Origin of the sequence: Pseudomonas sp. CFBP13528 (assembly GCF_005233615.1) — a bacterium.
Taxonomy (GTDB): Bacteria; Pseudomonadota; Gammaproteobacteria; order Pseudomonadales; family Pseudomonadaceae; genus Aquipseudomonas; species Aquipseudomonas fluorescens_AM.
On the sequence record NZ_QGAJ01000008.1, the window covers coordinates 181669 to 208246 of the forward strand.

Annotated in this window: 22 protein-coding genes; 7 read left to right on the forward strand and 15 right to left on the reverse strand. The window is 63.9% G+C overall.

The window, feature by feature from the left end; translation table 11 throughout:
- Nucleotides 1–100: 100 nt before the first annotated feature.
- From uvrA to lexA, 6 genes are all read right to left on the reverse strand, one after another.
- Nucleotides 101–2617: an excinuclease ABC subunit UvrA gene (uvrA, locus tag PspCFBP13528_RS16950; protein ID WP_137200802.1), complete on the reverse strand. Its 2517-nt coding sequence runs from the start codon at nucleotides 2615–2617 to the stop codon at nucleotides 101–103.
- The gene (locus PspCFBP13528_RS16955; RefSeq protein WP_137200804.1) at nucleotides 2614–4326 is read right to left on the reverse strand and encodes an ATP-binding protein; all 1713 of its coding nucleotides are present in this window, start codon (nucleotides 4324–4326) and stop codon (nucleotides 2614–2616) included. The genes uvrA and PspCFBP13528_RS16955 overlap by 4 nt, the downstream gene beginning before the upstream one ends.
- Before the next feature lie 100 nt (nucleotides 4327–4426).
- A complete protein-coding gene (locus PspCFBP13528_RS16960; RefSeq protein ID WP_137200806.1) occupies nucleotides 4427–7498 on the reverse strand; it encodes an error-prone DNA polymerase in 3072 nt (1023 codons plus the stop codon).
- 136 nt (nucleotides 7499–7634) lie between these two features.
- A complete protein-coding gene (locus PspCFBP13528_RS16970; RefSeq protein ID WP_137200809.1) occupies nucleotides 7635–9050 on the reverse strand; it encodes a DNA polymerase Y family protein in 1416 nt (471 codons plus the stop codon).
- Between the two features lie 7 nt (nucleotides 9051–9057).
- Nucleotides 9058–9672 carry a translesion DNA synthesis-associated protein ImuA gene (gene imuA / locus PspCFBP13528_RS16975; protein ID WP_101221420.1) on the reverse strand — a complete coding sequence of 205 codons (615 nt, stop codon included), beginning with the start codon at nucleotides 9670–9672 and terminating at the stop codon, nucleotides 9058–9060.
- On the reverse strand, nucleotides 9672–10289 hold the full coding sequence (gene lexA / locus PspCFBP13528_RS16980; RefSeq protein WP_065952356.1) for a transcriptional repressor LexA: 618 nt from the start codon (nucleotides 10287–10289) through the stop codon (nucleotides 9672–9674). Before lexA ends, imuA begins: the two co-directional genes overlap by 1 nt.
- A gap of 817 nt (nucleotides 10290–11106) precedes the next feature.
- On the opposite strand from lexA, the gene PspCFBP13528_RS16995 reads away from it, so the two are divergent.
- The 3 genes from PspCFBP13528_RS16995 to PspCFBP13528_RS17005 all read left to right on the forward strand — a co-directional run bounded on the left by PspCFBP13528_RS16995 (nucleotide 11107) and on the right by PspCFBP13528_RS17005 (nucleotide 14323).
- Nucleotides 11107–12003, forward strand: a complete 897-nt coding sequence (locus tag PspCFBP13528_RS16995) for a glyoxalase (protein WP_137200813.1) — start codon at nucleotides 11107–11109, stop codon at nucleotides 12001–12003.
- Nucleotides 12000–13391, forward strand: a complete 1392-nt coding sequence (locus PspCFBP13528_RS17000; protein ID WP_137200815.1) for an alginate export family protein — start codon at nucleotides 12000–12002, stop codon at nucleotides 13389–13391. The genes PspCFBP13528_RS16995 and PspCFBP13528_RS17000 overlap by 4 nt, the downstream gene beginning before the upstream one ends.
- 113 nt (nucleotides 13392–13504) lie before the next feature.
- Nucleotides 13505–14323 carry an alpha/beta hydrolase gene (locus tag PspCFBP13528_RS17005; protein WP_065952353.1) on the forward strand — a complete coding sequence of 273 codons (819 nt, stop codon included), beginning with the start codon at nucleotides 13505–13507 and terminating at the stop codon, nucleotides 14321–14323.
- A 505-nt stretch (nucleotides 14324–14828) separates the two neighbouring features.
- On the opposite strand, the gene PspCFBP13528_RS17015 is transcribed toward PspCFBP13528_RS17005, so the two are convergent.
- Nucleotides 14829–15215 carry a DoxX family protein gene (locus PspCFBP13528_RS17015; protein ID WP_137200817.1) on the reverse strand — a complete coding sequence of 129 codons (387 nt, stop codon included), beginning with the start codon at nucleotides 15213–15215 and terminating at the stop codon, nucleotides 14829–14831.
- A gap of 195 nt (nucleotides 15216–15410) precedes the next feature.
- On the opposite strand from PspCFBP13528_RS17015, the gene PspCFBP13528_RS17020 reads away from it, so the two are divergent.
- On the forward strand, nucleotides 15411–16409 hold the full coding sequence (locus PspCFBP13528_RS17020; protein ID WP_101221470.1) for an NAD(P)H-quinone oxidoreductase: 999 nt from the start codon (nucleotides 15411–15413) through the stop codon (nucleotides 16407–16409).
- 84 nt (nucleotides 16410–16493) lie between these two features.
- Here PspCFBP13528_RS17020 and PspCFBP13528_RS17025 read toward each other — a convergent pair whose 3' ends face one another.
- The 3 genes from PspCFBP13528_RS17025 to PspCFBP13528_RS17035 form a co-directional block, all read right to left on the reverse strand.
- A complete protein-coding gene (locus tag PspCFBP13528_RS17025) occupies nucleotides 16494–17621 on the reverse strand; it encodes an alkene reductase (RefSeq protein WP_137200819.1) in 1128 nt (375 codons plus the stop codon).
- 94 nt (nucleotides 17622–17715) lie between these two features.
- Complete coding sequence (locus PspCFBP13528_RS17030; protein ID WP_065952349.1) at nucleotides 17716–18393, reverse strand: type 1 glutamine amidotransferase domain-containing protein; 678 nt, start codon at nucleotides 18391–18393, stop codon at nucleotides 17716–17718.
- Nucleotides 18390–19019, reverse strand: coding sequence for a TetR/AcrR family transcriptional regulator (locus tag PspCFBP13528_RS17035; protein ID WP_065952348.1), 630 nt, complete (start codon nucleotides 19017–19019; stop codon nucleotides 18390–18392). Before PspCFBP13528_RS17035 ends, PspCFBP13528_RS17030 begins: the two co-directional genes overlap by 4 nt.
- Before the next feature lie 173 nt (nucleotides 19020–19192).
- Here PspCFBP13528_RS17035 and PspCFBP13528_RS17040 point away from each other — a divergent pair, with 173 nt between their 5' ends.
- The gene (locus tag PspCFBP13528_RS17040; RefSeq protein WP_101221474.1) at nucleotides 19193–20155 is read left to right on the forward strand and encodes a GlxA family transcriptional regulator; all 963 of its coding nucleotides are present in this window, start codon (nucleotides 19193–19195) and stop codon (nucleotides 20153–20155) included.
- Here PspCFBP13528_RS17040 and PspCFBP13528_RS17045 read toward each other — a convergent pair.
- The gene (locus PspCFBP13528_RS17045; protein WP_232790616.1) at nucleotides 20144–20650 is read right to left on the reverse strand and encodes a GNAT family N-acetyltransferase; all 507 of its coding nucleotides are present in this window, start codon (nucleotides 20648–20650) and stop codon (nucleotides 20144–20146) included. The genes PspCFBP13528_RS17040 and PspCFBP13528_RS17045 overlap by 12 nt on opposite strands.
- Before the next feature lie 178 nt (nucleotides 20651–20828).
- Here PspCFBP13528_RS17045 and PspCFBP13528_RS17050 point away from each other — a divergent pair, with 178 nt between their 5' ends.
- Complete coding sequence (locus PspCFBP13528_RS17050; protein ID WP_065952345.1) at nucleotides 20829–21701, forward strand: undecaprenyl-diphosphate phosphatase; 873 nt, start codon at nucleotides 20829–20831, stop codon at nucleotides 21699–21701.
- Here the strand turns inward: PspCFBP13528_RS17050 and PspCFBP13528_RS17055 are convergent.
- Genes PspCFBP13528_RS17055 through PspCFBP13528_RS17070 form a run of 4 tightly spaced genes read right to left on the reverse strand, consistent with a single transcriptional unit; the run spans nucleotide 21641 to nucleotide 25176 of the window.
- Nucleotides 21641–22528, reverse strand: coding sequence for a sugar phosphate isomerase/epimerase (locus PspCFBP13528_RS17055; protein ID WP_241669101.1), 888 nt, complete (start codon nucleotides 22526–22528; stop codon nucleotides 21641–21643). The two genes, PspCFBP13528_RS17050 and PspCFBP13528_RS17055, sit on opposite strands and share 61 nt — an antisense overlap.
- A gap of 1 nt (nucleotide 22529) precedes the next feature.
- Nucleotides 22530–23729, reverse strand: coding sequence for an FAD-dependent oxidoreductase (locus PspCFBP13528_RS17060; protein WP_137200821.1), 1200 nt, complete (start codon nucleotides 23727–23729; stop codon nucleotides 22530–22532).
- 2 nt (nucleotides 23730–23731) lie between these two features.
- Nucleotides 23732–24052 (reverse strand): MocE family 2Fe-2S type ferredoxin, encoded by a 321-nt coding sequence (locus tag PspCFBP13528_RS17065; protein ID WP_065952343.1) that lies wholly within the window; start codon nucleotides 24050–24052, stop codon nucleotides 23732–23734.
- Between the two features lie 32 nt (nucleotides 24053–24084).
- The gene (locus PspCFBP13528_RS17070) at nucleotides 24085–25176 is read right to left on the reverse strand and encodes a fatty acid desaturase family protein (protein WP_137200823.1); all 1092 of its coding nucleotides are present in this window, start codon (nucleotides 25174–25176) and stop codon (nucleotides 24085–24087) included.
- Between the two features lie 161 nt (nucleotides 25177–25337).
- Here PspCFBP13528_RS17070 and PspCFBP13528_RS17075 point away from each other — a divergent pair, with 161 nt between their 5' ends.
- Complete coding sequence (locus PspCFBP13528_RS17075) at nucleotides 25338–26387, forward strand: LacI family DNA-binding transcriptional regulator (RefSeq protein ID WP_137200825.1); 1050 nt, start codon at nucleotides 25338–25340, stop codon at nucleotides 26385–26387.
- The last annotated feature ends 191 nt before the right edge of the window (nucleotides 26388–26578 follow it).

Sequence of the window (26578 nt, forward strand, 5' to 3'; positions counted from 1 at the left end):
GTGGGAGGGGGCTTGCCCCCGATGGCGGCGGATCAGTCAACATCCATTTACCTGACCCACCGCTATCGGGGGCAAGCCCCCTCCCACCCTTGTCTGCATTTCAGAGTTCACGCGCCAGGAATGGCGCCGTGCGGCTGTCCTTGTGGTTGGCGACTGCCTGCGGCGTACCACTGGCCACCACCTTCCCGCCCGCATTGCCGGCTCCGGGCCCGATATCGATCACCCAGTCACTCTGCGCCACCACGCGCATTTCATGCTCGACCACCACCACCGTATGCCCCGCTTCCACCAATTGATTGAGCTGGCTGAGCAAGCGGTCGACATCCTTGGGATGCAGCCCGGTGGTCGGTTCGTCCAGCACGTATAACGTGGCGCCCCGCGCCGTGCGTTGCAGCTCGGTGGCCAGCTTGATGCGCTGCGCTTCACCGCCCGACAACTCGGTAGCCGGCTGGCCCAGGCGCAGATAGCCCAGGCCGATATCGCGCAGCACCTGCAGGGCGCGCAGCACGCCAGGCTGTTCGGCAAACACCTCGACGGCCTGCTCCACGGTCAAGCCCAGCACTTGGGCGATGTCCAGGCCTTGCCATTTGACCGCCAGGGTCTCGGGGTTGTATCGCGCACCGTGGCAGGTCGGGCATGGCGCATACACGCTGGGCATGAACAGCAATTCGACGCTGACGAATCCCTCGCCTTCGCAGTTCGGGCAACGGCCCTTGGCGACGTTGAACGAGAACTGCCCCGCATCGTAGCCACGCTTCTTCGCTGCCGGCGTGGCGGCGAACAGTTTGCGCACGTTGTCGAACAGCCCGGTATAGGTGGCAAGATTGGAGCGCGGTGTACGACCGATGGGTTTCTGGTCCACCTGCACCAAACGCCGGATCTGCTCCAGCCCGGCGCTGATGCGGCCTTCGCTGGCGGCTGGGGCAGCGTCTTCCAGGCTGGGCTCGTCGGGGTTTTCCAGCACACGCCCCAGGCCGCTGCTGACCAGTTCCAGCAGCGCCTGGCTGACCAGGCTGGATTTGCCCGAACCGGAAATCCCGGTCACCGCCGTGAAGCAGCCCAGCGGGAACTCCACGGCAAGATTCTTCAGGTTGTTGCGCGTCACCCCTTGCAGCTTCAGCCAGCCACTGGGTTCACGCCGGGTGGGATTCAAGGCCCGCGGTTCGGCAAACAGGTAGTCACGGGTCTGCGAGGCTGCGACATCCGCCAACCCCGCAGGCGGGCCGCTGTACAGGACTTGCCCGCCATGCTCGCCGGCGGCCGGGCCGACGTCGATCAGCCAGTCGGCGCGGCGCATGGTTTCCAGGTCATGCTCCACCACAAACAGCGAATTGCCGGCCGCTTTCAAACGCGCAAGCGCGCTGAACAAGGCTTCGCCATCAGCCGGATGCAGGCCCGCCGAAGGTTCGTCCAGCACGTAGATCACCCCGAACAATTGTGAGCCCAGTTGCGTGGCCAGGCGCAAACGCTGCAACTCCCCGGACGACAGCGTCGGCGTGCTGCGCTCCAGGGACAGATAGCCCAGGCCCAGCTCGATCAAGGTACTGACCCGTTCGAGCAGATCCTCGGCGATGCGCTGGGCGGCCAGGCGCTTTTCCACCGACAGTTTCATCTTGTCCTGCCCCGCCGCCACCGGCCGCAGCAGCTCGGCCAGGCGGGTCAGGGACAGTTGCGACAGCTCACCGATATCCACCCCGGCAAACTTCACCGACAGCGCCGCCCGGGTCAGCCGCTTGCCCTCGCACAACGGGCAGGCACTGCCTTGCATGAACTGCGACACGCGCTTTTTCATCAGCGCGCTTTGGGTATGGGCGAAGGTGTGCAGGATGTAGCGCCGCGCACCGCTGAAGGTGCCCTGGTAACTGGGCTCCAGCTTGCGTTTCAAGGCATCGCGGGTCTGTGCCGGGGTGAAGCCGGCGTACACCGGTACGGTGGGGGTTTCGTCGGTGAACAATATCCAGTCGCGCTGTTTTTTCGGCAGGTCGCGCCATGGGATATCCACGTCGTAACCCAGGGTCACGAGGATGTCCCGCAGGTTCTGGCCTTGCCATGCCAGCGGCCAGGACGCCACGGCGCGCTGGCGAATGGTCAGGGACGGGTCGGGCACCATCAGCGCTTCGGTCACTTCATAGACGCGACCCAGGCCATGGCATTGCGGGCACGCGCCCTGGGGCAGGTTCGGCGAAAAGTCCTCGGCGTACAGCATCGCCTGCCCCGGCGGGTAGCGGCCGGCGCGGGAATACAGCATGCGGATCAGGCTCGACAAGGTGGTCACACTGCCCACCGAGGACCGCGCACTCGGGGTGCCACGTTGCTGTTGCAGGGCCACGGCGGGCGGCAAGCCTTCGATACTGTCGACATCCGGCACGCCGACCTGGTCGATCAGGCGTCGCGCATAGGGCGCCACCGATTCGAAATAGCGGCGCTGGGCCTCGGCATACACGGTGGAAAACGCCAGGGACGACTTGCCGGAACCGGACACACCGGTAAACACCACCAGGGCATCGCGGGGAATATCCACGTCGACGTTACGCAAGTTGTGTTCGCGAGCGCCGCGCACCCGCACAAAGCCGGTGTGCTGGACGGTCGGTGGAGGAGTGTTGCGCTGTGAAGTCATGAACAACCTTGTCTGGCGGTGAGAACGCTGCGTACCCGTTGCGTCAGGGCGTCGGGACTGTAGGGTTTGCTCAGCAGGTGAATATCGGCGCTCAGCAGATGATTGGAGGAAAGAATGTCGCGGGTGTGGCCGGAGGTGAACAGCACCGGAATCGGCGGCACCTGGGCACGCGCCCAGTTGGCCAGGTCGATGCTCTTGATGCGGCCGGGCATCACCACATCGGTAAAGATCAGTTCCGGTTGCAGGCCGGACTGCAGCTTGGCCATGGCCTGATCGCCGTCTTCGGCCGTCAACACCGTGTAGCCCGACTGCGTCAGCAGCTCCACCACGGTCAGGCGCACGCCTTCGTTGTCCTCCACCACCAGGATGGTTTCCTGGCCGGTGCAAGGGTTCTCCAGGTCAATGTCCGGTTCGACATGCTCCGGTTCCAGGCTGCGCGGGAAATACATCTGCACCACCGAGCCTTTGTTCTCCTCGCTCCAGATGTCGACATGCCCGCCGCTTTGACGGACAAAACCAAACACCATGCTCAGCCCGAGGCCGGTGCCCTGCCCTTCGCGCTTGGTGGTGAAAAACGGTTCGAACGCGCGCTTGAGTACCGTCGACGGCATGCCCGCGCCGGTGTCGGTGACCGCCAGGCGTACATACTCGCCGGGTTTGATGCTTTTGCCCGCGCATTCGGCCGGGTTGAGAATGATGTTCTCGCCGGTGATACGAATCACCCCCTCGCCTTGCATGGCATCGCGGGCATTGATCGCCAGGTTGAGCAGCGCGTTTTCCAGCTGGTTGCGGTCGACGTTGATGCACCAGGAATCCTGCGGCAACTGCACGTCGATATGGATGGTCTCACCCAGCGCGCGTTGCAGCAGTTCACCGAGGCCGGCATAGATACGCTGCGGGTTGTACACCGCTGGCGACAAGGGCTGACGCCGCGCAAACGCCAACAGTTGCGAGGACAAGGTGGCCCCGCGCTCCACGGCGGCAATCGCGGCGGAGACGCGCCGCTGTACTTGCGCGTTGTCCGGCTCATGGCGGGCCAGCAGGTGCAGGTTGCCGGCGATCACTTGCAGCAGGTTGTTGAAGTCGTGGGCCACGCCGCCGGTCAGGCCGCCAATCGCCTCCAGCTTCTGCGACTGGCGCAACTGCTCCTCGGCGGCGGAACGCGCTTGCACTTCGGCCGCTACGCGCTGCTCCAGATTATGGGTCAGCTCCTGGCGCACCCGCTCGGACTTGACCAGTTCAGTGGTCTCGACCACGATCGCCAGCACCCCGGCCGGTTGCTGGTTATCCCCGGCCACCGGACTGTAGTAGAGGTCCAGCCACAAGGTTTCCGGCCTGCCATGGCGCGACAACACCAATTCCTTGTTGTTGAACGACAAGGTGCCGCCAGCCAGGCATGTGTCCACCACATGCCGGTTGAACTCGGCCACCTCCGGCCAGCCCAGTTCCACCGGCGTGCCCAGCAGGTACGGGTGGCGACCGCCGGCGAACACCGAGTAGCTGTCGTTGTAGATCATGTAACCGGCGCGCCCCCATAGCATCACCATGGGCACGGGCGAAGCGAGCATCATCTGCACGGTGCAGGCCAGGCTGGTGGACCAGCGATCGATCGGGCCGAGGTCGGTGCCTGACCAGTCAAACGCGCGAATTCGCTGGGCCATTTCACCGGCCCAGCCTTCACAGCCGTGGGAGTTGGATAAAAATTGCATGATCGGGCTCTGGGCAATGAGAAGGCAGTCGCAAGTTTTGGAGCGCGGCGGCGGTAGATGGTTTCATCTTGTCGAACTTGGGCCGAATAAACCACTGGCCTCAGTGAAAATCCCGGCTGCGCACTACAATGCCGTCCAGCAGCGGCGACAGGTCGGTCAGGCGCCCGGCGATCAAATGCCGCACCTCGCCCACCGCCTCCCAGCGCCCGTCCACCTTGAGCAGTCGCGAGCCGATCAGGGCCTTGCGCTGACGTTCGGCCAGGTCGCGCCAGACCACCACATTGAGGTTGCCGAACTCATCTTCCAGGGTGACAAAAGTCACCCCACTGGCGGTGCCAGGACGTTGGCGCCCGGTGACCAGCCCGGCCACGCTCACATTGCGCCCATGCTCCACGCTCATCAGCTCCTGGGAACTGCGGCAGCGGCGCTTGCGCAGTTCCGCGCGCAGCAGCGTCAAAGGGTGCGGCCCCAGGGTGGTGCCGAGCGTGGCGTAATCGGCGTGCAAGTCCTCGCCCACCGTGGGTTGAGGCAACGCCACGTCTGCTTCATCGGGGCTCGGCAGGCCGGCAAACAGGCCCAGTTGGGTCTGCACACCGGCCACCTCCCAGCGGGCCTGATGCCGGTTACCGGCCAACCCGCGCAAGGCGCCGGCATCCGCCAGCAAGGCTTGGGCGCGCGCATCCAGGCCGGTGCGGGCGTCGAGGTCGGCGATGTCGCTGAATGCACGGCACTGACGCACGGCCTCGATGCGCCGCCCATCGTCTTCGCGAAAGCCCGAGATCATGCGCAGACCCAGGCGAATCGCCGGTTGCTCGCCGTCGATGGGTTCCAGGCTGCAATCCCAGTCGCTGGCCTGCACGTCCACCGGGCGAATCTGCAGACGATGACGGCGCGCGTCCTGCAGGATCTGGTCCGGGCTGTAGAAACCCATTGGCCAGCTGTTGATCAGCGCGCAGGCGAAAGCCGCCGGCTCATGGCATTTGAGCCAGCAACTGGCGTAGGTCAGCAAGGCAAAACTGGCCGCGTGGGACTCGGGAAAACCATAGCTGCCAAAGCCTTTGATCTGCTCGAAAATCTGCGCGGCAAAGGCTTCGGTGTAGCCGTTTTTGAGCATGCCGGTGCGCAGCCGCTGCTGATGCGGTTCCAGGCCACCGTGGCGTTTCCAGGCGGCCATGGAGCGGCGCAACTGGTCGGCTTCGCCTGGGCTGTAGTCGGCGGCGACCATGGCGATCTGCATCACTTGTTCCTGGAACAACGGGATGCCCAGGGTACGTTTCAACACCACTTCCAATTCAGGCGATGGATACGTGGTGGGCTCTTCCTTGTTCCTGCGACGCAAATACGGATGCACCATGCCACCCTGGATCGGCCCCGGCCGCACGATGGCGACCTCGATCACCAGGTCATAGAAGGTTTTCGGCTTGAGCCTGGGCAACATCGACATCTGCGCCCGCGATTCGATCTGGAACACGCCGATGGTGTCGGCCTTGCTGATCATCGCGTAGGTGGCCGGGTCTTCCTTGGGAATAGTTGCCAAGCTCCAATTCTGGTGGCGATGGCGGCGCAGCAAATCGAAGCAGCGACGGATCGCGCTGAGCATGCCCAGGGCGAGAATATCCACCTTGAGCAGGCCGACGGCGTCGAGGTCGTCCTTGTCCCACTGGATGATGGTGCGCTCGGCCATGGCGGCGTTCTCCACCGGCACCAGGGTGTCCAGCGGGTATTCGGAAATCACGAAGCCACCGGGGTGCTGGGACAAATGCCGGGGAAAGCCGATCAATTGCCCGGTCAGGGTCAGTACGCGGCGCAGCAGCGGGCTGTCCGGGTCGAAGCCGCTTTCGCGCAGGCGCTCCAATGGTGGCGCGTCGTCACTCCAGCGCCCGCAGCAGTCGGCCAATGCGTTGACCTGGTCCGCCGGCAGCCCGAGGGCCTTGGCCACATCGCGCACCGCGCCGGTCGCGTGGTAACTGCTGACCACTGCCGTCAACGCTGCACGGGTGCGGCCATAACGCTGGAAGACGTATTGCAGCACCTCTTCGCGGCGCTCGTGTTCAAAATCCACATCGATATCCGGCGGCTCGTTGCGCTCCCTGGACAGGAAGCGTTCGAACAGCACATTGCTCAGGCTCGGGTTGATCTCGGTGATGCCCAGGGCAAAACACACCGCCGAGTTGGCCGCCGAACCGCGCCCCTGGCACAGGATCGAACGGCTGCGGGCAAAGCGCACGATGTCGTGCACCGTAAGGAAGTAACTTTCGTAACCCAGCTCGCTGATCAGCGCCAGTTCCTTGTCGATCTGCGCCAGGGTCTTGGGGTCGATGCCTTCGGGCCAGCGCTGGGCAATGCCTTCCTGAGTGAGGGTGCGCAACCAGGATTCGGCATCATGGCCTGCGGGCACCAGCTCACGCGGGTAGTGATAACGCAACTGGCCGAGGTCGAAGGTGCAGCGCCGCGCGATGGCCAGGGTTTCATCGAGCAGGGCTTGGGGGTACAGCGCGGCCAGGGCTTCGAGACTGCGCAGGTGCCGCTCGCCATTGGGGTGCAAATGCAGGCCGGCTTCGGCCACCGGGACGTGATGGCGGATGGCAGTCATGGTGTCTTGCAGGGCGCGGCGGCCGCGCGCATGCATGTGCACATCACCGCAGGCGACCGCCGGGATCTGCAGGCTGGCCGCCAGTTGCAGGCGTTGTTCCAGATGGCGCGCATCGTCCTGTCCGCAATGCAGGTGCACCGCCAGCCACAGGCGCTCGGCAAAGGTGCGGCGCAGCCACTGGATATTGGCCTGGGTGTCGCTGTCTTGCGCCACCCACAAGGCCAGCAGGCCGGGCAACGGTTGCTCGAAGTCTTCCTGCAGCAGGCGGTAGCTGCCCTTTTCGGCGCGGCGTCGGGCCAGGGTGATCAAACGGCACAGGTGCTGGTAACCGCTCAGGTTTTCGACCAGCAGCACCAGTGTCGGCCCGTTCTCGATGCGCACTTCACTGCCGATAATCAGCGGCAACTCCAGCGCTTTGGCCGCCTGCCAGGCGCGCACGATGCCCGACAGCGTGCACTCGTCGGTAATCGCCAGGGCGCTGTAGCCTTGGCGTTTGGCACGCTCGAACAATTCCAGCGCACTGGAGGCGCCGCGTTGGAAGCTGAAGTTGGACAGGCAATGCAGCTCGGCGTAACTCATGCCTGCCCCGTCTCTGTAGGAGCGAGCTTGCTCGCGAAAAACCCTGGGGCACCGCATTCATTCAGGTGCCCCGCGTTATCGTTAACTATCTTCGCGAGCAAGCTCGCTCCTACAGGGGGTGGTGGCCTGTTGGTGTTCATGCGAACCAGCCCTGCAGCCACAACCCATCCTGTTGCCCCACCGTGCGGTAGGCCCAGCCTTGCTGGCCGGCACGGGTCTGGATGAGGTAATAGTCGCGGCGGATATCGGCGCCATCCCACCAGCCGGATTCGATGCGTTCCGGTCCCATCAGGATCTGTACGCCCTGCTCGGCCAGCAAGGTCGGCTGCTCCAATAACCAGCCAGGGCGCCGCACCTTGTTCAAGGTCGGGCATGGACGGGGATCAACGGCGGTTTGCCAGGCGCATTCAGGGCGATGGTCGGCGTGAAAGCGCAGGCCCTGCACCGCTTCATCACCCAGGCGTGCGCGCAGGCGTTCGCGCAATTGCTCCCAGGGCAGGGTCTGTTGCGGGCGGTCGTCGAACAGGTCCTGGCGCTGCGGCACGAACACCGGCAAGTCCTGGGCCACCAGGCGAAACCCGCGCACAGGCGCCGTGACTTGCACCTGTTCCAGGCGCCCACGGGCCAGTTCGAACAGCATCGAGGGCTCGCGTTCGGCACTCAGCAGGCCGACCTTGATCACACTGTCCGGTGCCTGGGCATGCTCCAGGTGCAGGTCGAAACGCTGCACGCCACTGTCACGCCCGCACAGGAAGGCGGACAAGTCAGCAGTCAGGCGGCGCAAGGGAAACAGCAACGCCTGGTGGGATTGCACGTCGAAATTCAACTCGATGCGCACATCGAACCGGTCCGGCGGTTGATAGAACCCCAGGGCCAACGGCCGCTGCCCGGTCAGGGCATCGAGGTGCTTGAGCAGGCTGGCGTCAAAGCGTCGCGCCAGGGTATGCCGGGGCAGCGCCTGCACGTGGGCCAACGTGCGCAGGCCCATGCGCGACAAGGCGCTGGCGGCCTGCGGGTCAATCCCGGCGCGGTCGACCGGCAGTGGCGCCAGGGCCTGCATCAAGGCGCTGTCATCGGCCACCGCCAGGCCATCGTAACGATTGGCCAACACCCGCGCCGCCGCCGGATTGGGCGCGGCGACGATGCGGTGACGAAAGCCCAGCTCGGTCAACTCCTGGCGCAAGCGCGCTTCGAACTGCGGCCAGGGCCCGAACAGGCCCAGGCTCGACTCGATCTCGAACAGCAAGGCGCGCGGGTAATACACACTGACCTGGGAGCTGAAGCGGTAGGCCCAGGCGGCCAGAAATTGCTGGCAGCGCTCGATGTCCAGCGGGTCGTATTCAGCGCAGGCAAAGGCTTTGGTCAGGGCATGCGCCGCCGTCAGCGACTGGCCGGGACGCAACCCCAGTGCGCGGGCGGCGGTATTGACGGTTTGCAGCACGCGTCGCTGCGGCGTACCGGCCAGCAGTGCCAGCGGCTGATCGGGCTCGGGATGGGCCCGCAGCACGGCGTCCAGCGCCAATTGCGGGAAAACAATACAGACCCAGCGCATGGCAACCTCAATGCCCCGCCAGGGCAATCGGCGCCGGGTGGGCCAGGCCGCCCCGGCATTTGAGCACGCGCACTTGTGCCGGCCTTGACTCGACCGCCAGGCGCAAGGCGGCCGGCGATGGATTGATCGCCTCACTCAAGGAGCGCCAGGCAAACGCCAGGGTCTGCCCGGTTTCAGCCGCCACCTGCAAACGGCGCAAGGCCCGGTCATCGGCCTTGTGCGGCCAGCACAACACCGCGCCGCAACTGCCGGAGCGCAGGCATTGCTCCACTGCCCACAGCGCATCGCGCTCCTGGGCCTGGATCACCGCGAGCTGGCGAACATCCACCCCTGCGTTCTGCCAGGCGTGGGGGTACGGCGTGTAGGGCGGCGCCACCAGCACAATGCGCTCGCCCAGCGCCGACAAGCGCGCCAGGGTCGGCAGCACCAGTTGCAGTTCGCCCACGCCCTCCCTGGCCATCAGAATTTCACTCAAGGCCGCCTCCGGCCAGCCGCCGCTGGGCAGCACCGCGTCCAGCGCCGCCAGCCCCGTGGGATGCACACTGGCCGGTGGCGCGGCGGGCCGGCCCTTCCAGACTCGCCCACCATTGAACAGCGAGTCCAGGGCAACCACGGCGCCCATCAGCCTTGCCTCACCAGGCCGCAGAACACCCCTTCGATGGCCAGGTCCTGATCGGCCCCGACCACGATAGGCTGATACGCGGGGTTGCGCGGCAGCAGGCGCACCTTGTCGCCAGTGCGCTCGAAACGCTTGATGGTGACTTCACCGTCCAGGCGCGCCACCACAATCTGCCCATTCAAGGCCTCGGCACTGCGCCGCACGCCCACCAGGTCGCCATCGAGAATGCCGTCCTCGATCATCGAATCGCCCTGCACACGCAGCAGGTAGTCCGGGGTTCTGGCGAATGTGGCGGGGTCCAGTTGCAGGCGGTTGTGCACTTCGGCATCCGCACCGATGGGCAGGCCTGCGGCCACACGGCCGAGCACCGGGATATCCAGCCATTCCGGGCGCGACGGTTGGTTGAGCAGGCGAATACCACGGGCCTGGTTGGGGTTGACTTCGATAAAGCCGGCTTCGCTCAGAGCCACCACATGCTTGCGGGCGACGCTGCGGGAGGCAAAGCCGAACGCCTCGGCGATCTCGGCGAGGCTGGGGGGCTGGCCTTGCTGCGCGATGCGGTCGCGGATGAAGGTCAGGATGGCGGTACGGCGGGGGGTCAGGGTTGTCATGGAGTACATTTGTACTCCTGCGGGGAATTTCTGACAATAGCCGTCAGTCGGGGTTGGGGGTTGGGGGTTGGCCTGAAAATCAGAAGTGAGCATGGTTTAAATGTGGGAGGGGGCTTGCCCCCGATGGCGGCCTCAGGGCCGACCAGGATGTTGGATTGGAACGAGTACATATCCGTTTCTGCGGTAACGGCTGCTATGGGTTCCGCTTTTACAGCGGGTCACTTTTGGAAAAGAGCCCCAAAAGTAACCAAAAAGGCTCTTGCCCCACCACTCGGCACCTCGCTAGGCTCGGTGTGCCCGCAATCCGACATTGATGTGGGGGGCCGCCGCCACGCGCCATCCATGGCGCGGGGCGGCTAAACCGGCGTCCTGCCGGTTTACCCCCCACATCAATGTCGGATTGCGGCCAGCGTGGTTTAACGGGGCGCCTAAGATCAAAAGCAAAAGCAAGAGCAAGATCAAGAGCCGCTCGCTTCGCATCGTGGATACGCTGTTTGTGTGGGAGGGATCGACACAAGATACCGGTCGGCTCCAAGGCCGCCGCGCTATAGGTCTGATCCTGGGCCCTCCGTCAACCCACGCTGGCCGAACTCAACCACCCAGCAACATCATCAAGCCGCACGGCTCTTCCTGTTCAAACTCTCCACATCAATCACATACCGATACTTCACCTCCAGGTTATGCGGCGCAGCGACGGTGTTGAGAATGAAGTCCAGCCTGCACCTGGCGGCTGAAACGTTCAACCGAGCACGTCCATACAATTCGCGTTGCGCTGCGCCCCCTAACCTCACGGCTTTCGAACCCGCAGAAGCGCTGGAGAATGGGCATGCGTAACAAAGCAATCAAGGTATCCGTGGCACTGACGCTATTGGCAAGCGCAGTGATCAACAGCGCGCTGGCCGCCACCCCAGGCGTCGCCGTGGCGCCGCAATATGACACCAGCCACGTGTATGTGGCGCCCGTCGATGTCGAGCGTTTCGCCCAGAGTTTCCTTGCCACGTTTGGCGGCAAAAGTACGCCCCAGGTGGTGGTGAATGTGCTGCCGGTGCCGAGCAGCACCACCTCGCAATTGCTGCAGACCCCGGCGGGTACGGTGTCGTTGTTCGGCTTTACCACGCCCGTGCCGCACCCGTTCGGCCAGGAGCGCAACGGCTATCTGGTCAAGGACATGGACGTGGCGCTCAAGGCAGCGCGGGACAACGGCGCCGATGTGATCGTCAGCGACTTTCCCGATCCGATTGGCCGTGACGCCGTGGTGCAATGGCCGGGCGGCGTCAACATGCAGCTCTACTGGCACACCAAGACCCCGGATTACGCGGCGTTCGAGACCGTTCCGGAAAACCGCGTGTATGTCTCCAACGACAGCGCCGAGCGCTTTATCAAAGCGTTTCTCGGTTTCTCCCATGGCAAGGTGGTGAGCGACGACAAGCACGCGCCGGCCGTTGATGTCGGCCAGGCGGGCGGCACTTATCGACGCGTGGAGATCGAGTCGCCCTTCGGGCGCATGGCCGTGCTGGTCACCAATGGTCAACTGCCCTACCCGTTCGGCCACGACACCACCGGCTATCAGGTCAACGACCTGGCCGCCACCCTCGGCAAGGCCACCGGGTCCGGGGCCAAGGTGCTGGTGCCCGCGTTCGACAGCAAAGGTCGGCGCAGCGCACTGGTCGAATTCCCCGGCGGTTATGTCGCGGAAATTCACCAACTCACCGCGGCAAAATGATTCGTCACACAGGCTGGAGCCTGGCCGTGCTGTGGCCGCTGCTGGTCGGCAGCGTCCATGCCGAGGATCAACCGAGCCGACCGGCAATCAAGGCCAATCGCTGGCAGGAAGACTGGTCGGTGCTCAAGGATCCGGCGCTGCGCACGCAGCCGCTGGACAACCTCAAGTACATCCCGCTGTCCGGCACCGACCCGTTCACCTACCTGTCCCTGGGCGCGACCTTGCGCGAGCGTTTCGAGATGAATGACGCCAGCGGTTTCGGCGTAAAGAACGTGGCCCGTGATCGCTATTTGATCCAGCGGTTTCAGGTGCATGCCGACCTGCATTTGAACCAACACTGGCGCGTGTTCACCCAGCTTGAAGACGTGCGCGCCTACGACAAGTCCACCCTGGGCGGCGCCGATCAGAACCGCGTGGATCTGCGCCTGGCCTTTGCCGAATACGTGAACACCTTCAGCAGCGGCACGTTCAAGAGCCGGATCGGCCGTCAGGATTTCGCCTTCGACTTGCAGCGCTTCATTTCGTCACGAGACGGCCCGAATGTGCGGCAGTCGTTCGATGCGTTGTGGGCCGACTGGGAAACCCCGAACTGGCGCTTTATCGGGATCGCCAGCCAACCGGTGCAGTACCAGGATGGCCGGCATTTCGACGACAAATCCAACAGTGATGCGCGCTTTCACCTGCTGCGGGTCGAGCGCCTGGTGGGCGGCACGAACGAGCTGTCGGCCTACTACGGCGTGTACGAGCGCCGCGCGGCGCACTACCTGGACGCTGATGGCGACGAGACACGCCAGTTGTTCGATGCGCGCCTGGGGGGCGCGGCACAGGGGTTCGACTGGGACATCGAAGCCATGCTGCAAGGCGGCTCGGTGGGCAGCAAGGATATCCGCGCCTGGGCCGGCGGCAGCCGCACCGGCTACACCTTTGACAGCCTGGCGTGGAAACCGCGCGTGGGCCTGCAACTGGACATCGCCTCCGGTGACCGCAAAAGCGGTGACGGTACCGTCGGCACCTTCAACCCGCTGTTCCCCAACGGCTATTATTTTTCCCTGGCAGGCTATACCGGCTACAGCAACCTGATCCACGTCAAGCCGTCGATCACCGTCAAGCCCATCGCCAAGCTCAGCGTGCAAACCGCCGTCGGCCTGCTGTGGCGGCAAACCACCGCGGACGCCGTCTACACCCAGCCCAGCGTGCCGGTCGCCGGTACCGCCGGTCAGGGTGAACGTTGGACCGGCGCCTACGGTCAGTTGAGAACCGACTACGCCTTCACGTCGAACCTGACCGGCGCGGTCGAAGCCGTGCACTACGCGGTCGGCCAGACCCTGCGCGATGCCGGCGGACACGACAGCAACTACCTGGGCATGGAGCTCAAGTTCAGCTGGTAACGCTGGCAAGCACACCGATACAAGCCGCGCGGCGACTTTTGGCGCAGGCTTTCGAGGCATGAGCCCATGCGGATTTTTAACCCACTCTTTTCATGCAGACAAAGGAGTTTCAGATGAGCACATTCGTTGCCAAAGACGGTACCCAGATCTATTTCAAGGACTGGGGCAGCGGCAAGCCCGTGTTGTTCAGCCACGGCTGGCCACTGGATGCCGATATGTGGGAATACCAGATGGAATACCTGAGCAGCCGTGGCTTTCGCACGATCGCGTTCGACCGTCGAGGCTTTGGCCGCTCGGACCAGCCGTGGACCGGCAACGACTACGACACCTTCGCCGACGATATCGCCCAGTTGATCGAACACCTGGACCTCAAGGACGTGACCCTGGTGGGCTTCTCCATGGGCGGCGGTGATGTGGCCCGCTACATTGCGCGCCATGGCAGCGCACGGGTCGCCGGGCTGGTGCTGCTCGGCGCCGTGACGCCGATCTTCGGCCAGAAGGACGATTACCCGCAGGGCGTGCCCAACGACGTATTCGATGGCATCAAGGCCGGCCTGCTGAAGGATCGCGCGCAGTTCATCAGCGATTTCAACACGCCGTTCTTCGGGCTCAACAAAGGCCAGAAAGTCTCGGACGGTGTGCTCACCCAGACCCTGCAGATCGCCCTGCAGGCCTCGCTCAAATCCACCGTGGATTGCGTGACCGCGTTCTCGCAGACCGACTTCCGCCCGGACATGGCCAGCATCGATGTACCGACCCTGGTCATCCACGGTGACGGTGACCAGATTGTACCGTTCGAAACCACCGGCAAGGTCGCGGCCGAGATGATCGAGGGCGCGCAACTGAAGGTGTACAAGGACGCGCCCCACGGGTTTGCCGCCACCCACACCCAACAGCTCAATGAAGACCTGCTGGCGTTCCTGAACCGCTGAAAATCCCACATTTGGATCGGAATCGACACAAAATACCGGTCGGCTCCAAGGCCGCCGCGCTTTTGATCTTGATCTCAAGCGCCCCGTTAAACCACGCTGGCCGAACGCAGGCTTGAATCCGTGGGTAACCCGGCAGGACGCCGGGTTAGCCGCCCCGCGCCAGGGATGGCGCGTGGCGGCGGCCCACGGATTCGAGCCTGCGTTCGGGCACACCGAGCCCAGGCGAGGTGCCGAGTGGTGGGGCAAGAGCCTTTTTGGTTACTTTTGGCTGGGCCGGCATTCCGGGCTCTTTTCCAAAAGTGACCCGCTGTAAAAGCGGAACCAATAGCAGCCGTAACAGCAGAAACGGATATGTACCGGGTCTGATCCAACATCCTGGTCGGCCCAGAGACCGCCATCGGGGGCAAGCCCCCTCCCACATTTGGGTCTCGGCGCGTCAGGCAAATACGCGTTGGCTGTGCGCCGTCTCGGGAGCAAGCTCCCACATTTGAATCGCCTTTACTATTCAGGCAAATCGCTGCCCCAGTGTCAGTCGCCCCGGCCCGGCGATCAGGATGCTGGCGAAGATGATCATCAACAGCCAGCCAAACTGCCCTTCGAACAGCGTCCACTGCGGATGCACCACCAGCAGCGCAATCATCAGCACCGCCAGGATCGGCAGGCACGCCAGGCGTACCAGCACGCCCGCGACGATCAACAATGGGCACAGCACTTCGGCAAAAATCGCCAACCACAATGTGACAGACGCGCCCAAGTGAAACGGGTCTTCGATCAGCTTCAGCTGTTCACTGTAGTGGAGCAGTTTCGGCAACCCATGCACCCACAGCAAAAACAGCGCCCCACTGACCCGCAGAAACAACAGCCCGATATCCTGATGTCTTGTTTCGTTCATACGCCACCTGTGTCCGTCGAAATGACCGGCCGCCAGTGTGGCCCTGGCCATGACAATGGGCTTGCAGGGGTGTGCTGACTTCGCAGCCAGCGCCATTGGGGTTGCACTGCTGCTGGAAGCGGGCATGATCTGGCTGAACCGTCGACCGCTCGCCACGGTCCCAACCCATACGCTCATCGTTACAGGAACCCGTTCATGACCCTGCCCCAAGAAATGACCCTGATCGAAATCACCGCCCCCGGCGGCCCCGAGGTGCTGCAGCCGCGTCGCGCAGACGTACCGGTGGCCGGGCCGGGCGAGATCCTGATTCGCGTGCATGCCGCCGGGGTCAATCGCCCCGACGCTCTGCAACGCGCCGGAAAATACCCGATGAAACCCGGCATGAGCCCGATTCCTGGCCTGGAAGTGGCCGGCGAAGTGGTGGCGCTGGGCGAAGGCGTGCATCAATACGAACTCGGTGACAAGGTCTGCGCCCTGACCAATGGCGGCGGCTATGCGCAGTTCTGCGCGGTGCCGGCCAGCCAGGCGTTGCCGGTTCCCGAAGGCATGGACTGGATTCAAGCAGCTGCCGTGCCGGAGACCTTCTTCACCGTCTGGGCCAACCTGTTCGGCCTCGGCGGCGCCTGCAACGGCCAGCGCGCGCTGATCCACGGCGGCACCAGCGGTATCGGCACCACCGCCCTGATGCTCTGCCGGGAATTCGGTATCGAGGCCTTCGCCACCGCCGGCAGCGCCGACAAATGCGCGGCGATCGCCAAGCTCGGAGCGCAGCCGATCAATTATCGCGAGGAGGATTTTGCCCAGGTCATCGCCGAGAAAACCGCAGGCAAAGGCGTCGATGTGATCCTCGACATCATGGGTGCCTCCTACCTCAACAACAACCTCAAGGCCCTGGGCATGGACGGCCACCTGGTGATACTGGGCTTCCTCGGTGGCGCCAAGGCCAATGACGTGGACCTGCTGAGCATTCTCGGCAAACGTGCGGTGATCACCGGTTCCCTGCTGCGCGCACGCACCCGCGAAGAAAAGGCCGCCATCGCCGAGCAGCTGCGTGAACACATCTGGCCGGTGCTGAGCGAGGGGCGTTGCCTGCCGATCATCGACAAGGTGTACGAATACACCGACGCCGCCCAGGCTCACGCACGTATGGAAGGTGGCGACCATATTGGCAAGATTGTCTTGCGCGTCGAATAAACCAGACAGCGCCCTGTGGCGAGGGCGTTTGCTCACGCTGGAGGGCGCTGCCCTCCCGTGACTCGCCACAGGGTAGCGTCGAACTCAGTCTGCTTTGGCATATTCCGGATAATCGACATACCCCGCCTCGGTCCCGCCATACAACCCTTCAGCCTTCAACGCATTCAATGACCAGCCATTGAAGATCCGCTGCGGCAGGTCCGGGTTGGCAATGAACGGCCGCCCGAATGCAATCAGGTCGGCCAGCCCGGCTTCCACCAGTTTTGCACCGCGTTCGGCGGTGTAGCGGCCGGCATAGATGATGCGCCCACTGAAGGTGCTGCGCACGGCCTGGCGGAAGCTGTCCGGCAGGTCGGGCGCATTGTCCCAATCGGCTTCGGCGATGGAGACATAGGCGATACCCGACTGCTCCAGCACCTTGATCGCTTCGATGTAGGTGTGGTGCGGGTCTTCTTCCACCAGGCCGATGTAGACACGCTCCTGATCGGTGCCACTGAACAACGGCGAAAAGCGTACGCCCACGCGCTCCGGACCCACTACCCGGCACACGGCTTCGACGATTTCGCGCAAAAAGCGCAGGCGATTATCCAGCGTGCCACCGTATTCATCATCGCGCTGGTTGGAGTGGGCCGAGATGAATTGGTTGACCAGGTAACCGTTGGCCGAATGAATCTCCACCCCGTCGAAGCCGGCGTCCAGTGCATTGCGCGCCGCCTGTGCGTAGTGGCCGACCAGTTCCTCGATCTCCAGCACCGTCAGGGCGCGGGGTACCGGCGGTTGTTTGAGCTCGCCGACACCCGGCGCGGTTTCGATAAAGGCCTTGGCCTGCAGGGCCTGGATGGCCGAGGGTGCGACCGGCGCGGCGCCGTCGGGTTGCAAGGCATTGTGGGACACGCGGCCCACATGCCACAGCTGGGCGAAGATCACACCGCCCTCGGCATGCACTGCCTCGGTGACCTTGCGCCAGCCGTCGATCTGCGCCGGCGTGTAGATGCCCGGCGTCCACGCGTAACCCTGGCCACGGGGTTCGATCTGGGTGCCCTCACTGACCATGAAACCGGCGCTGGCACGTTGACGGTAGTACCGGGCCATCAAGTCGGTGGCGATATCGCCCGGTTGCGCGCTGCGCTGGCGGGTCAGGGGCGGCAACACGATACGGTTGTTCAGGGTGTGATGCCCCAGTTTTACGGGGGTGTTCAACGGATGAGCCATGGGGATATTCCAAATTCAGGACGAGCGAAAACACTGGCGACTCTTGCGAGCCGCCACATGCATCAATCGGTGGGGTTAAGTCGGTGGGGTTAAGTTAAGCGGTGAGTTTCAACAGGGCCTTGGCCACTTCACTGGAACTGCCGGGGTTCTGCCCCGTCACCAGCAGACCATCGACGATCACGAACGACTGCCAATCGGCGCCCTTCTCGTATTTGCCGCCCAGTTTCTTGAATTCATCTTCCACCAGGAACGGCACGACGTCAGTCAGGCCCACCGCGGCTTCTTCCGAGTTGGAGAACCCCGTGACGCGACGGCCCTTGATCAAGGGCTCGCCGTTGACCGCCTTGACATGACGCAAGGCGCCCGGTGCATGGCAGACAAACCCGACAGGCTTGCCGGCACGCTCGAACGACTCGATCAGCGCGATGGACACCGGCGACTCGGCCAGGTCCCACAGCGGACCGTGGCCGCCCGGGTAGAACACGGTGTCGAAGTCATCGGCGTTGACCGCGTCCAATTTCACCGTAGTGGCAAGGGCCTGCTGCGCGGCAGGGTCGGCGTTGAAGCGGTGGGTTTGTTCGGTTTGAGCATCGGGCTGATCGCTGACCGGGTCCAGCGGCGGCTGGCCACCGGCCGGCGATGCGAGCACCACCTCGGCACCGGCATCTTTGAACGCGTAATAGGGAGCGGCAAACTCTTCGAGCCAGAAGCCGGTCTTGCGGCCGGTATCGCCCAGCTGGTCGTGAGAGGTCAGTACCATTAATACTTTCATGTTCCAGTGCCTCGATCGTGGTGAATAGCAGGGTTTTCGGGGTGGCCCAGCAACTGCCGGGTCAGGTCCAGCGCCTCATCGAACGGCGCGGTAGTACGGGATATCTTGCCCATGACGCTGGTCCCCAGCCACAGCGCATACAGGCGCCGGGCCAGGCTTTCGGGGGGTTGCTCGAGCATCAGCGAACCGTCTTGCACGCCGTGCCGCAGCGCCATGGCGAGTAAATCGATGGTGCGTGACGTGCCGCGCTGCAATGCCAGGCGCATCGGCTCTGAAAGGTCTGACACCTCGGCGCCGAGTTTGACGGCAAGGCATTTGCCGGCGTCGGTGCAGCCGGTGTGGTTGTCGATCCAGCCCTGCCAGTAGCGCATCAGCCTGGCGTAGTGGGACAAGCCCGACTGGCTGAACAGCTGCTGCATGCCCTCGATGTAGTGATCGAAGTAGGTATCGAGCAGCACCACCCCGAACGCGTCCTTGGAGGTGAAGTAGTGATAAAACGAGCCCTTGGGCACCTCGGCGGCTTGCAGGATTTCGTTCAACCCCACCGCAGAAAATCCCTTGGCACCCACCAGGGTTTGCGCGCTGTCAAGAATGGTCTGGCGTGTACCTTTGGTTTCGCGGTTCATGCGTGGCCCCTTGCGATTAGACCAGTCGTCTAGTTCGTTGAGGCAATGTTAGGGAGGTGGGCGCAGGCTCACAATGTCATATCCGCAAGGATTCCGGACATTCGCCAGCGGCAGTTGCCGTTTACTCGGCACGCGCCGACAATCCTCCCTCCCGCGCCCCTTGGAGAATGACGATGCACAGCGTTGCGCTGATGGTTTACCCGAACTTCCAGTCCCTGAGCCTCAGCCTGGGCTCGGTGTTCGAGTGCGCCAACCTGCTGCGGGGCGAGCCGGCCTATGCTTTTCATCTGGTGTCGGAAAGCGGCGGCGCCGTCATGACGTCCCAAGGGTTTTCGGTGAACACCACGGCGATCCGTCCCGAGGGCTATGACACGCTGATCGTCAGCGGCTACCTGGAATTTCGCCTGCCGGAAGCCAATCTGCTGGAGATGGTCAAGGCGGCTTCTGCGCAATCGCGCCGCGTGGCCTCGCTGTGCATGGGCATTTTCGTGCTGGCCGAAGCCGGTCTGCTCGACGGCAAGCGCACCACCACCCACTGGATCCACGCGCCGGCGTTTCGCAAGCGCTACCCGCACATTCGCCTGGAAGACGACAAGTTATTCGTGGTGGACGGCCAAGTGTGGACCGGCGCCGGCATGAGCGCCGGGGTCGACCTGGCGCTGGCGATGGTGGAGAACGACCTGGGCAGTGACCTGGCCCGGCGCATCGCCCGCAAGCTGGTGATCGCCCAACGGCGCGGCAGTGAACAATCGCAACTGTCGGCCTTGCTCGAGCTGGACCCCAAGTCCGATCGCGTGCAACTGGCCCTGGCTTACGCCCGGGAAAACCTCACCCACGACCTGTCGGTGGACGCCCTGGCCGATGTCGCACGCCTGAGCCCGCGCCAGTTCAGCCGGGTGTTTCGCGAAGAAACCGGGCAGACGCCGGCCAAGGCCATCGAAGCCCTGCGCGTGGAAGCGGCACGGGCCATGATGGAAACCAGTCGCCACCCGGTCGAAGTCGTGGCCCGCGAAACCGGGTTCGGTGATCGCGAGCGCATGCGCCAGGCGTTTCTCAGGGCGTTCGGGCAAGCGCCCCAGGCGATGCAGCAGGTGTTGTTCAATCCGGCCCCGGCCCATGGCCGATCAATGCAGTGAAGCGTGTGTAATCAGGTAGCTCATCAGCTGCGGTTCATCGTCCAGCTCCAGGGTCTGCACCGGACGCGGCAGGTTATCCAGCACCGTGCGCCAGAACGCCTGGGACACTTCGTCCTGATCAAAAAAACGCACCAGCCAGTTGTCCTCGCCGCTGCACAGCACCTGGGTGGCGATGGCGCGGCCGATGCCTTTGCGGCGGTAGCGCTTGAGGATGAACAGGTCGGCCAGTTCCAGCGCATCGATACCCGGCAGTTCGCTGCCTTCGATCAGCAGGAAGCCGGCGATATAGCCGTCCACCAGTAACAGGTTGGCGCTCCATTGCGGGTCTTGCCAATAACGGGCCAGGTGCTCGTCGTGGATGTAGAAACGGCCATCGGTCTCGACGTCTTCCTGTTCCCAGTCCGACGACTCATACGCGTAGTACTGGTAGAGATTGCGGATCAGCTCGGCATGTTCCGGGCCGGTCTGGATCAATTCAACGGTGGTTTCAGGCATGGGGCTCTCAGTGAAAAAACGCAGGGCGCCATTGTTCACAAAAGCGCCGGCCAGGCCAATACATTGCCCAACCTTTCTATTGGCTGAACCGATTGCAGATAGCGATCAGCCCTGGCCGAATTCCTGAAACATTTAGAATAAACTTCGCCGGCTCTCCCTTTTTTCAAGGACTCGTATTTTGACTAACGTGTGCTCCGCCGGCCTGGATGTGGGGTTCGCCTCCCTGGATTACCTGCAGATTTTCATCCTGGGCGTGATCCAGGGCATCACCGAGCTGTTGCCGGTGTCCTCCACCGCTCACATGCGCGTGGTGCCTGCCCTGCTTGGCTGGCAAGACCCGGGCTCGGCGTTTTCCGCGGCGATGCAGTTGGCGGCGCTGGCGGCAGTGGTGAGCTATTTCTGGCGCGATGTGCAGCAAGTCACCACCGGCAGCATCAGTGCCGTACGCCGGGGTGACTACAACGACCGCTGGTTCAAGCTGGCGGTGGCGATTGTGCTGGCAACGATCCCGATCTGCATCGCCGGCCTGGCGCTGTCCTCGACCTTGAACACCTGCAACTCGCCACTGCGCGGGCTGATGGTGATCGGTATTGCCTGTGTGGTGATGGCAGTGTTGCTGGCAGCGGCTGAATTGCGCGCCCACCACACCCGCGACGTGAGCCAGATGCGTTTGCGCGATGCGCTGATCGTCGGAGTCGCGCAGATTGGCGCGTTGATCCCCGGCGTATCGCGCTCGGGCTCGACCCTGACCGCCGCGCTGTTCCTCAACTTCAAACGCGAAGAAGCTGCACGGTTCTCGTTCCTGCTGGGTCTGCCCGCCATTGCCCTGGCCGGCTTGAAAGAACTGTGGGTGCTGCTGCACGCCGACATGCCCGCCCATGCCTGGCCGCATTTGATCTTCGGTCTGGTGGTGGCGAGCCTGTCGGCGTTCTTCGCCATCTGGGGCCTGATGAAGTTTCTGGAGCGCTTCTCCACCTGGCCCTTCGTGATCTACCGCGCGCTGCTGGGGGTGTTCTTGATCGTGGCGGTCAGCACCGGCTTGCTGGCCTGATGCGGTGTGGTCGCACGTGAGCTGTCCCACACCTGGCGAATCAGCGCTTTGAGCTTCAGCGCCTCGGCCCAGCGATCACTGAGCTCTCGGCCATCCGCGGCGGTGATCGCATACGGCGGCGGACCGAGTTCGCAGGTGAACGACAGGCTTGGGGGTGTCTCGGGGCGGGCCAGCCAGTCTTCGATCCCGTAGCGCCACCAGCCCACAAAGCGCTCGACCCAGGCTTGATGCTGCGCAAAATCCAGACCCACCTGCACCTGTTCACTGCTGGCGACGCGGCCATGAAAGCCCCAGCTATGGCGCAGGATAGTGCGTATCTGCTCATCGTCATCGGCGGCGCCGGGCTCGGGCAATTCGCGCCCGACCACGTAGTGGGACAAGTCCGCGAGCAGTTTCAAGTCAGGCATTTGCGCCAGCAAGTCGAGGGTGAACAGCAGATCACTGGTAAGGCGGTAACGGTGGGTTTCCAGCAGGATCGGGAAATCCACCTGCTCGGCCAGGCGTTGCCAGCCTTCGATCAACCGGCCCGCCTCGGCCTGGGTACGCGGACGTACGTCGGCTTGCAGGGTCAGGTGATGACAGCCGTAACGGCTGATCACCTCCAGCGCGCGCGCCAGGTCGTCCACCGTCTGCGGGAACAGTTGGCCTTCGATCTGCAAGCCGCGCGCGGCGGTGGCCGCGTGCAGGCGCGCAACCTCTGCGGCCTTCCAGTAGTGATCGGTGACGCCATCGAAACCGGCGGCGGCGATTCGGTCCAGCTGCGCCTCGAGCGGGCCGGGTTCGGTTTGCATCGCCCATAAGGATTGAAATACCAGCAATTGGCGCATATCAGCCTCGCAGCCATTGTTTGAGAGAAACACCCGGATCAGCCAGAGCGGCCGACGGCAACGGTACACCTGCGCCGATCAGGCGTTCACACAGCTTGATGTCCCTGGCCACGCGGTTGCCCGGCGCCCAACCGCAGGCGCCCTGTAGCAGCCCGTGGTCATCGAGGTAAAACAGCAGCAAGCCGCCATCGGGCAAGGCGCGGGTGACCGTACTCGGCGTCATCACGCCGACCGTCTGCACGCCCCAGTCATACTGATCGGACCAGAAACCCGGCACGGCCTCGAAAGGCAATGCCCGGCCCAGCAGATTCAACGCGGCATGCCGGCCCTGGGCCTCGGCATTGCGCCAGGTTTCCTGGCGCTGGTAGAGACCGCCAAGACGGAACTCGCACACGTCCCCCGCCGCGTAGATATCCGCCGCGCTGGTGCGCAACTGCGCATCGACGCGAATGCCCTGCCCCACGTCCAGCCCGGCCGCCGCGGCCAGTTCGAGATTGGGTTGCATGCCGATGCCGACCACCACCAGGTCGCACGGCAGCGTTTGCCCATCCACCAGGTGCACGGCGTCGGCGTCGATGGACGCCACCGCGACATTCAAGCGCACGTCCACACCTTGCTCGCGGTGCAAAGCCAGCAGCGCGTCACTGATGATCGCTGGCAATACCCTGCCCGCCAGGCGCGGCCCGGCCTCGAGCACCGTCACCGCACAGCCCAGGCCGCGCGCGGTCGCCGCCACCTCCAGGCCGATAAAGCCGCCGCCGATAACCACCAGCCGAGTGCCGGGCCGCAACTGCTCACGCAGGGCCAGGGCTTCGTCATGGGTGCGCAGGTAAAGCACGTGGGTTTGCGCCTGCGGCAGACGCCGCGCACGGCCGCCAGTGGCCAGCAGCAATCCGCTGTAGGGCAGCCACCGGCCATCGGCCAACTGCAGCCGATGCTGCGGCGGCGCCAGCCGGCTGACCGCATTGCCCGCGATATGCTCGATACCCAGCTCGGCCAGCCGCGTGCTGTCGCACAGGCTGCACCCGGCCAGGTCCTGGCTGCCTTGCAACAGGCCCTTGGACAGGGGCGGTCGTTCGTAGGGCACGTGAGGTTCGTCGCCGATCAGGATCAGCCGACCGCTGTAACCCTCTTCGCGCAGGGTCAACGCCGCACGGCCACCGGCATGGCCGGCGCCGACGATAATCAGGGGCGCGTCCATCATCACGCCGTGACGGCGAGCAGTACCCGCCCCGCTTCGACCCGTACCGGGTAGGTTTTCAGGTTGACGCACACCGGTGCGCCCAGGGCCTTGCCGGAGCGGTAATCGAAGCGGCCGTTGTGCTTGGGGCATTCGATCACATGGTCCATGACCAGGCCGTCGGCCAGGTGGATTTTTTCATGGGTGCACAGGCCGGCGGTGGCGAAAAATTCATTCTCGGCCGAGCGAAACACCGCGTAGGTGTGCGCCCCGTGGTCGAAGCGCAGCACGTCCTCTTCGTCTATGTCGCCCACGGCGCAGACGTCGATCCATTGATCGTTCATGGTTTTTATCTCTTATTAAAGGGAAACGAACTTCAGCCGGCAGAGACTTCTGCGTGCACAGCGGCAGGAGCAGATTCAGGCTGCCGTCGGATCGGACGCTGGACGAAATAGGTCGGGTCGCTGCGCTGCTTCCAGACCGTCGGGAGGATCTCCTTGTAGGCCTCCCACAGATTGGCGTAAGGCGGCGGGCAGTCGCGACGGATCTCTTCGTGCAATTGCGCCAGTGCGTGGTACGGCACCATCGGGTACATGTGGTGCTCGAGGTGGTAGTTCATGTTCATGTAGATAAAGCGCAGCACGCGGTTCATGTAGATGGTGCGGCAGTTGCTGCGGTGGTCGAGCACGTCTTCAGCCAGGCCCACATGCTGGGTAAGCCCGAACAGGTAGCCAAGCCAGGCGCCATAGATGCTCGGCAAGCCCACCAGCATCAGCGGCAACCCGCTGTGCAGGTACAAGGCACTGCCGATGATCAGCCCATAGAGGCCCACCCAGATACGCGCGGCGCGAAACACTTTGGGCCACTCGGATTCGGGGATGAAATCCCGTTCCTGGGCACTCATCCGGCCGATGGCATGGCGGGCCACGCCACTGAAGGTCTTCCACGCCAGGGGCAGATTGAACAGGCTCAGGAACATCATGGCAAAGCTCGGCGGACGCGGCTCGACGATCTCCGGGTCGCGGCCGACGACGATGGTGTCGGTGTGATGCCGGGCATGGCTCCAGCGCCACACATGGGGCTCGAAAATGCACATGAAGCTCGCCACCTGGTACAGCGCGTCATTCATCCAGCGGGTCTTGAACGCCGTGCCATGGCCGGTTTCGTGCCAGCGCGGGTTGGAGGCGGTGCCATAGAGCACACCATAGGCCAGGAAAAACGGCACGCTGGCCCAGGAGCCCCAGAACCAGTAGCCGCCAAAGCCGGTTGCGAACAACGCGGCGAACCAGATGGCCGTGTCGACCAGGGCCGGGCCGTCGCGGCGCTGCATCAGTTCTTTCATGCGTTTGCGCGGGACCGGCGACTGGTACCAGCGGGCCGAGACCAGACCTTTTTCGGCGGCGCGGGCGGCCTCCGGGCCGGTCAGGCTGTAGTCGCGTCGGGCGCGGTGAGCGGTGTGTTCAGGCATTGTTATTGTTCTCCGCAGCGGGTGGTTTCAGAAACGTTGCGAAACCAACCATAGAGCGCGGCCAAATCACCCTCAAGGCCTTGAATCCATTCCCTATCAAGCTATCATCCAGGCCCAGCGGGGCTTGATAGTTTTCTATCAAGACGCTCAAGGGGCTCGACATGACCAACCATAAACGCCCGACCATCGCCACAGTTGCCGCCCAGGCGGGCCTCAGCGTGGCTACCGTCGACCGCGTATTGAACGCCCGCGCGCCGGTCAATCCGCAAACCGCCGAACAGGTGTTCCAGGCCGCCGAAGCCGTAGGTTATTTCGCCGCGAGGCTGATCGGCCAGCGCATTCGCGAACGGCGTCCGACCTACCGCTTCGGCATTCTCCTGCTGGGCACCGCCCAGGCGTTCTATGCCAACCTGGCCCAGTCGATCAACGCGGCGGCGCAGCATCACGCCAGCGCCAACCTGACCTGCCAGTTCGACTACATCAATGACCGCACGCCCAGCGCCATCGTCGCGCAGATCGAGCAACTGGCCGTACAGTGCGACGCCCTGGCGGTGGTCAGCTTCGCCCATCCGCTGATCAATGCCTGCCTTGCGCAAATCCGCGAAGCCGGCGTGCCGGTGGTGGCATTGCTTTCGGATATTCACGAACACGCGGCCGAGCCTTATGTGGGCCAGGATAACCACGTGGTCGGACGTACCATGGGCTGGCTGGTGGCGCGCACGTGCGGTGCGCGCAAGGGCAGCGTGGGCATTCTGCTGGGCGGCCATCGCTTTCTCGGCCACCAGGCGCGGGTCGAAGGGTTGCACCGCTACCTGGCCGAACACGCGCCGGGGCTCAAGCCGCTGGAACCGCTGATCAATCTGGACAACTGCGACATCACCGAAGAGGCCACCCTTGACCTGCTCAGCCGCCACACCGACCTGCGCGGATTGTGCGTGGTGGGCGGTGGCGGTGACGGCGTGATCAGCGCCCTGGCGCAACTGCCCAAGCGCCCGACGTTGTGCTGCATCCTGCAGGAGTCCACCGAGCTGTCGCGCCAGGCGCTGAGCCGCGGGCTGATCGATGTGGTGATGGACTCGCAACCGCGCCAGACGGCGGTGGCGTTGGTGGAGTTGCTGGTGCAATTGCAGAGCGCCGAGGGGTTCGATGCAAGGCGGCATCGGGTGCATATTGCGCCACACATTGTCACCTCGGAAAACCTGGGCACCTGAGACAGGCACAGCAAATGTGGGAGGGGGCTTGTCCCCGATGACGGCCTCTCAACCGACGGGTATCCATCTGACACACCTCGGTCCAAATGTGGGAGGGGGCTTGAACTGGCCTAATGATTTTGGACACTTCAATCGGGCGCTATGATAGCGCCCAAATCTGAGGTGTTTGGTTATGCGTAAATCTTATTCGA

What these genes read in the sequence shown, in the direction of transcription:
- PspCFBP13528_RS17025 (WP_137200819.1), bottom strand. Translation starts at nt 17,621, where the DNA reads ATGGCTCATCCGTTGAACACCCCCGTAAAACTGGGGCATCACACCCTG.
- PspCFBP13528_RS16970 (WP_137200809.1), bottom strand. Translation starts at nt 9,050, where the DNA reads ATGCGCTGGGTCTGTATTGTTTTCCCGCAATTGGCGCTGGACGCCGTG.
- PspCFBP13528_RS16995 (WP_137200813.1), top strand. Translation starts at nt 11,107, where the DNA reads ATGCGTAACAAAGCAATCAAGGTATCCGTGGCACTGACGCTATTGGCA.
- PspCFBP13528_RS17005 (WP_065952353.1), top strand. Translation starts at nt 13,505, where the DNA reads ATGAGCACATTCGTTGCCAAAGACGGTACCCAGATCTATTTCAAGGAC.
- imuA (WP_101221420.1), bottom strand. Translation starts at nt 9,672, where the DNA reads ATGGGCGCCGTGGTTGCCCTGGACTCGCTGTTCAATGGTGGGCGAGTC.
- PspCFBP13528_RS17075 (WP_137200825.1), top strand. Translation starts at nt 25,338, where the DNA reads ATGACCAACCATAAACGCCCGACCATCGCCACAGTTGCCGCCCAGGCG.
- PspCFBP13528_RS17020 (WP_101221470.1), top strand. Translation starts at nt 15,411, where the DNA reads ATGACCCTGCCCCAAGAAATGACCCTGATCGAAATCACCGCCCCCGGC.
- PspCFBP13528_RS17070 (WP_137200823.1), bottom strand. Translation starts at nt 25,176, where the DNA reads ATGCCTGAACACACCGCTCACCGCGCCCGACGCGACTACAGCCTGACC.
- PspCFBP13528_RS17040 (WP_101221474.1), top strand. Translation starts at nt 19,193, where the DNA reads ATGCACAGCGTTGCGCTGATGGTTTACCCGAACTTCCAGTCCCTGAGC.
- PspCFBP13528_RS17065 (WP_065952343.1), bottom strand. Translation starts at nt 24,052, where the DNA reads ATGAACGATCAATGGATCGACGTCTGCGCCGTGGGCGACATAGACGAA.
- PspCFBP13528_RS17055 (WP_241669101.1), bottom strand. Translation starts at nt 22,528, where the DNA reads ATGCGCCAATTGCTGGTATTTCAATCCTTATGGGCGATGCAAACCGAA.
- PspCFBP13528_RS17060 (WP_137200821.1), bottom strand. Translation starts at nt 23,729, where the DNA reads ATGGACGCGCCCCTGATTATCGTCGGCGCCGGCCATGCCGGTGGCCGT.
- uvrA (WP_137200802.1), bottom strand. Translation starts at nt 2,617, where the DNA reads ATGACTTCACAGCGCAACACTCCTCCACCGACCGTCCAGCACACCGGC.
- PspCFBP13528_RS17015 (WP_137200817.1), bottom strand. Translation starts at nt 15,215, where the DNA reads ATGAACGAAACAAGACATCAGGATATCGGGCTGTTGTTTCTGCGGGTC.
- PspCFBP13528_RS17035 (WP_065952348.1), bottom strand. Translation starts at nt 19,019, where the DNA reads ATGAACCGCGAAACCAAAGGTACACGCCAGACCATTCTTGACAGCGCG.
- PspCFBP13528_RS17030 (WP_065952349.1), bottom strand. Translation starts at nt 18,393, where the DNA reads ATGAAAGTATTAATGGTACTGACCTCTCACGACCAGCTGGGCGATACC.
- PspCFBP13528_RS16960 (WP_137200806.1), bottom strand. Translation starts at nt 7,498, where the DNA reads ATGAGTTACGCCGAGCTGCATTGCCTGTCCAACTTCAGCTTCCAACGC.
- lexA (WP_065952356.1), bottom strand. Translation starts at nt 10,289, where the DNA reads ATGTACTCCATGACAACCCTGACCCCCCGCCGTACCGCCATCCTGACC.
- PspCFBP13528_RS17000 (WP_137200815.1), top strand. Translation starts at nt 12,000, where the DNA reads ATGATTCGTCACACAGGCTGGAGCCTGGCCGTGCTGTGGCCGCTGCTG.
- PspCFBP13528_RS16955 (WP_137200804.1), bottom strand. Translation starts at nt 4,326, where the DNA reads ATGCAATTTTTATCCAACTCCCACGGCTGTGAAGGCTGGGCCGGTGAA.
- PspCFBP13528_RS17045 (WP_232790616.1), bottom strand. Translation starts at nt 20,650, where the DNA reads ATGCCTGAAACCACCGTTGAATTGATCCAGACCGGCCCGGAACATGCC.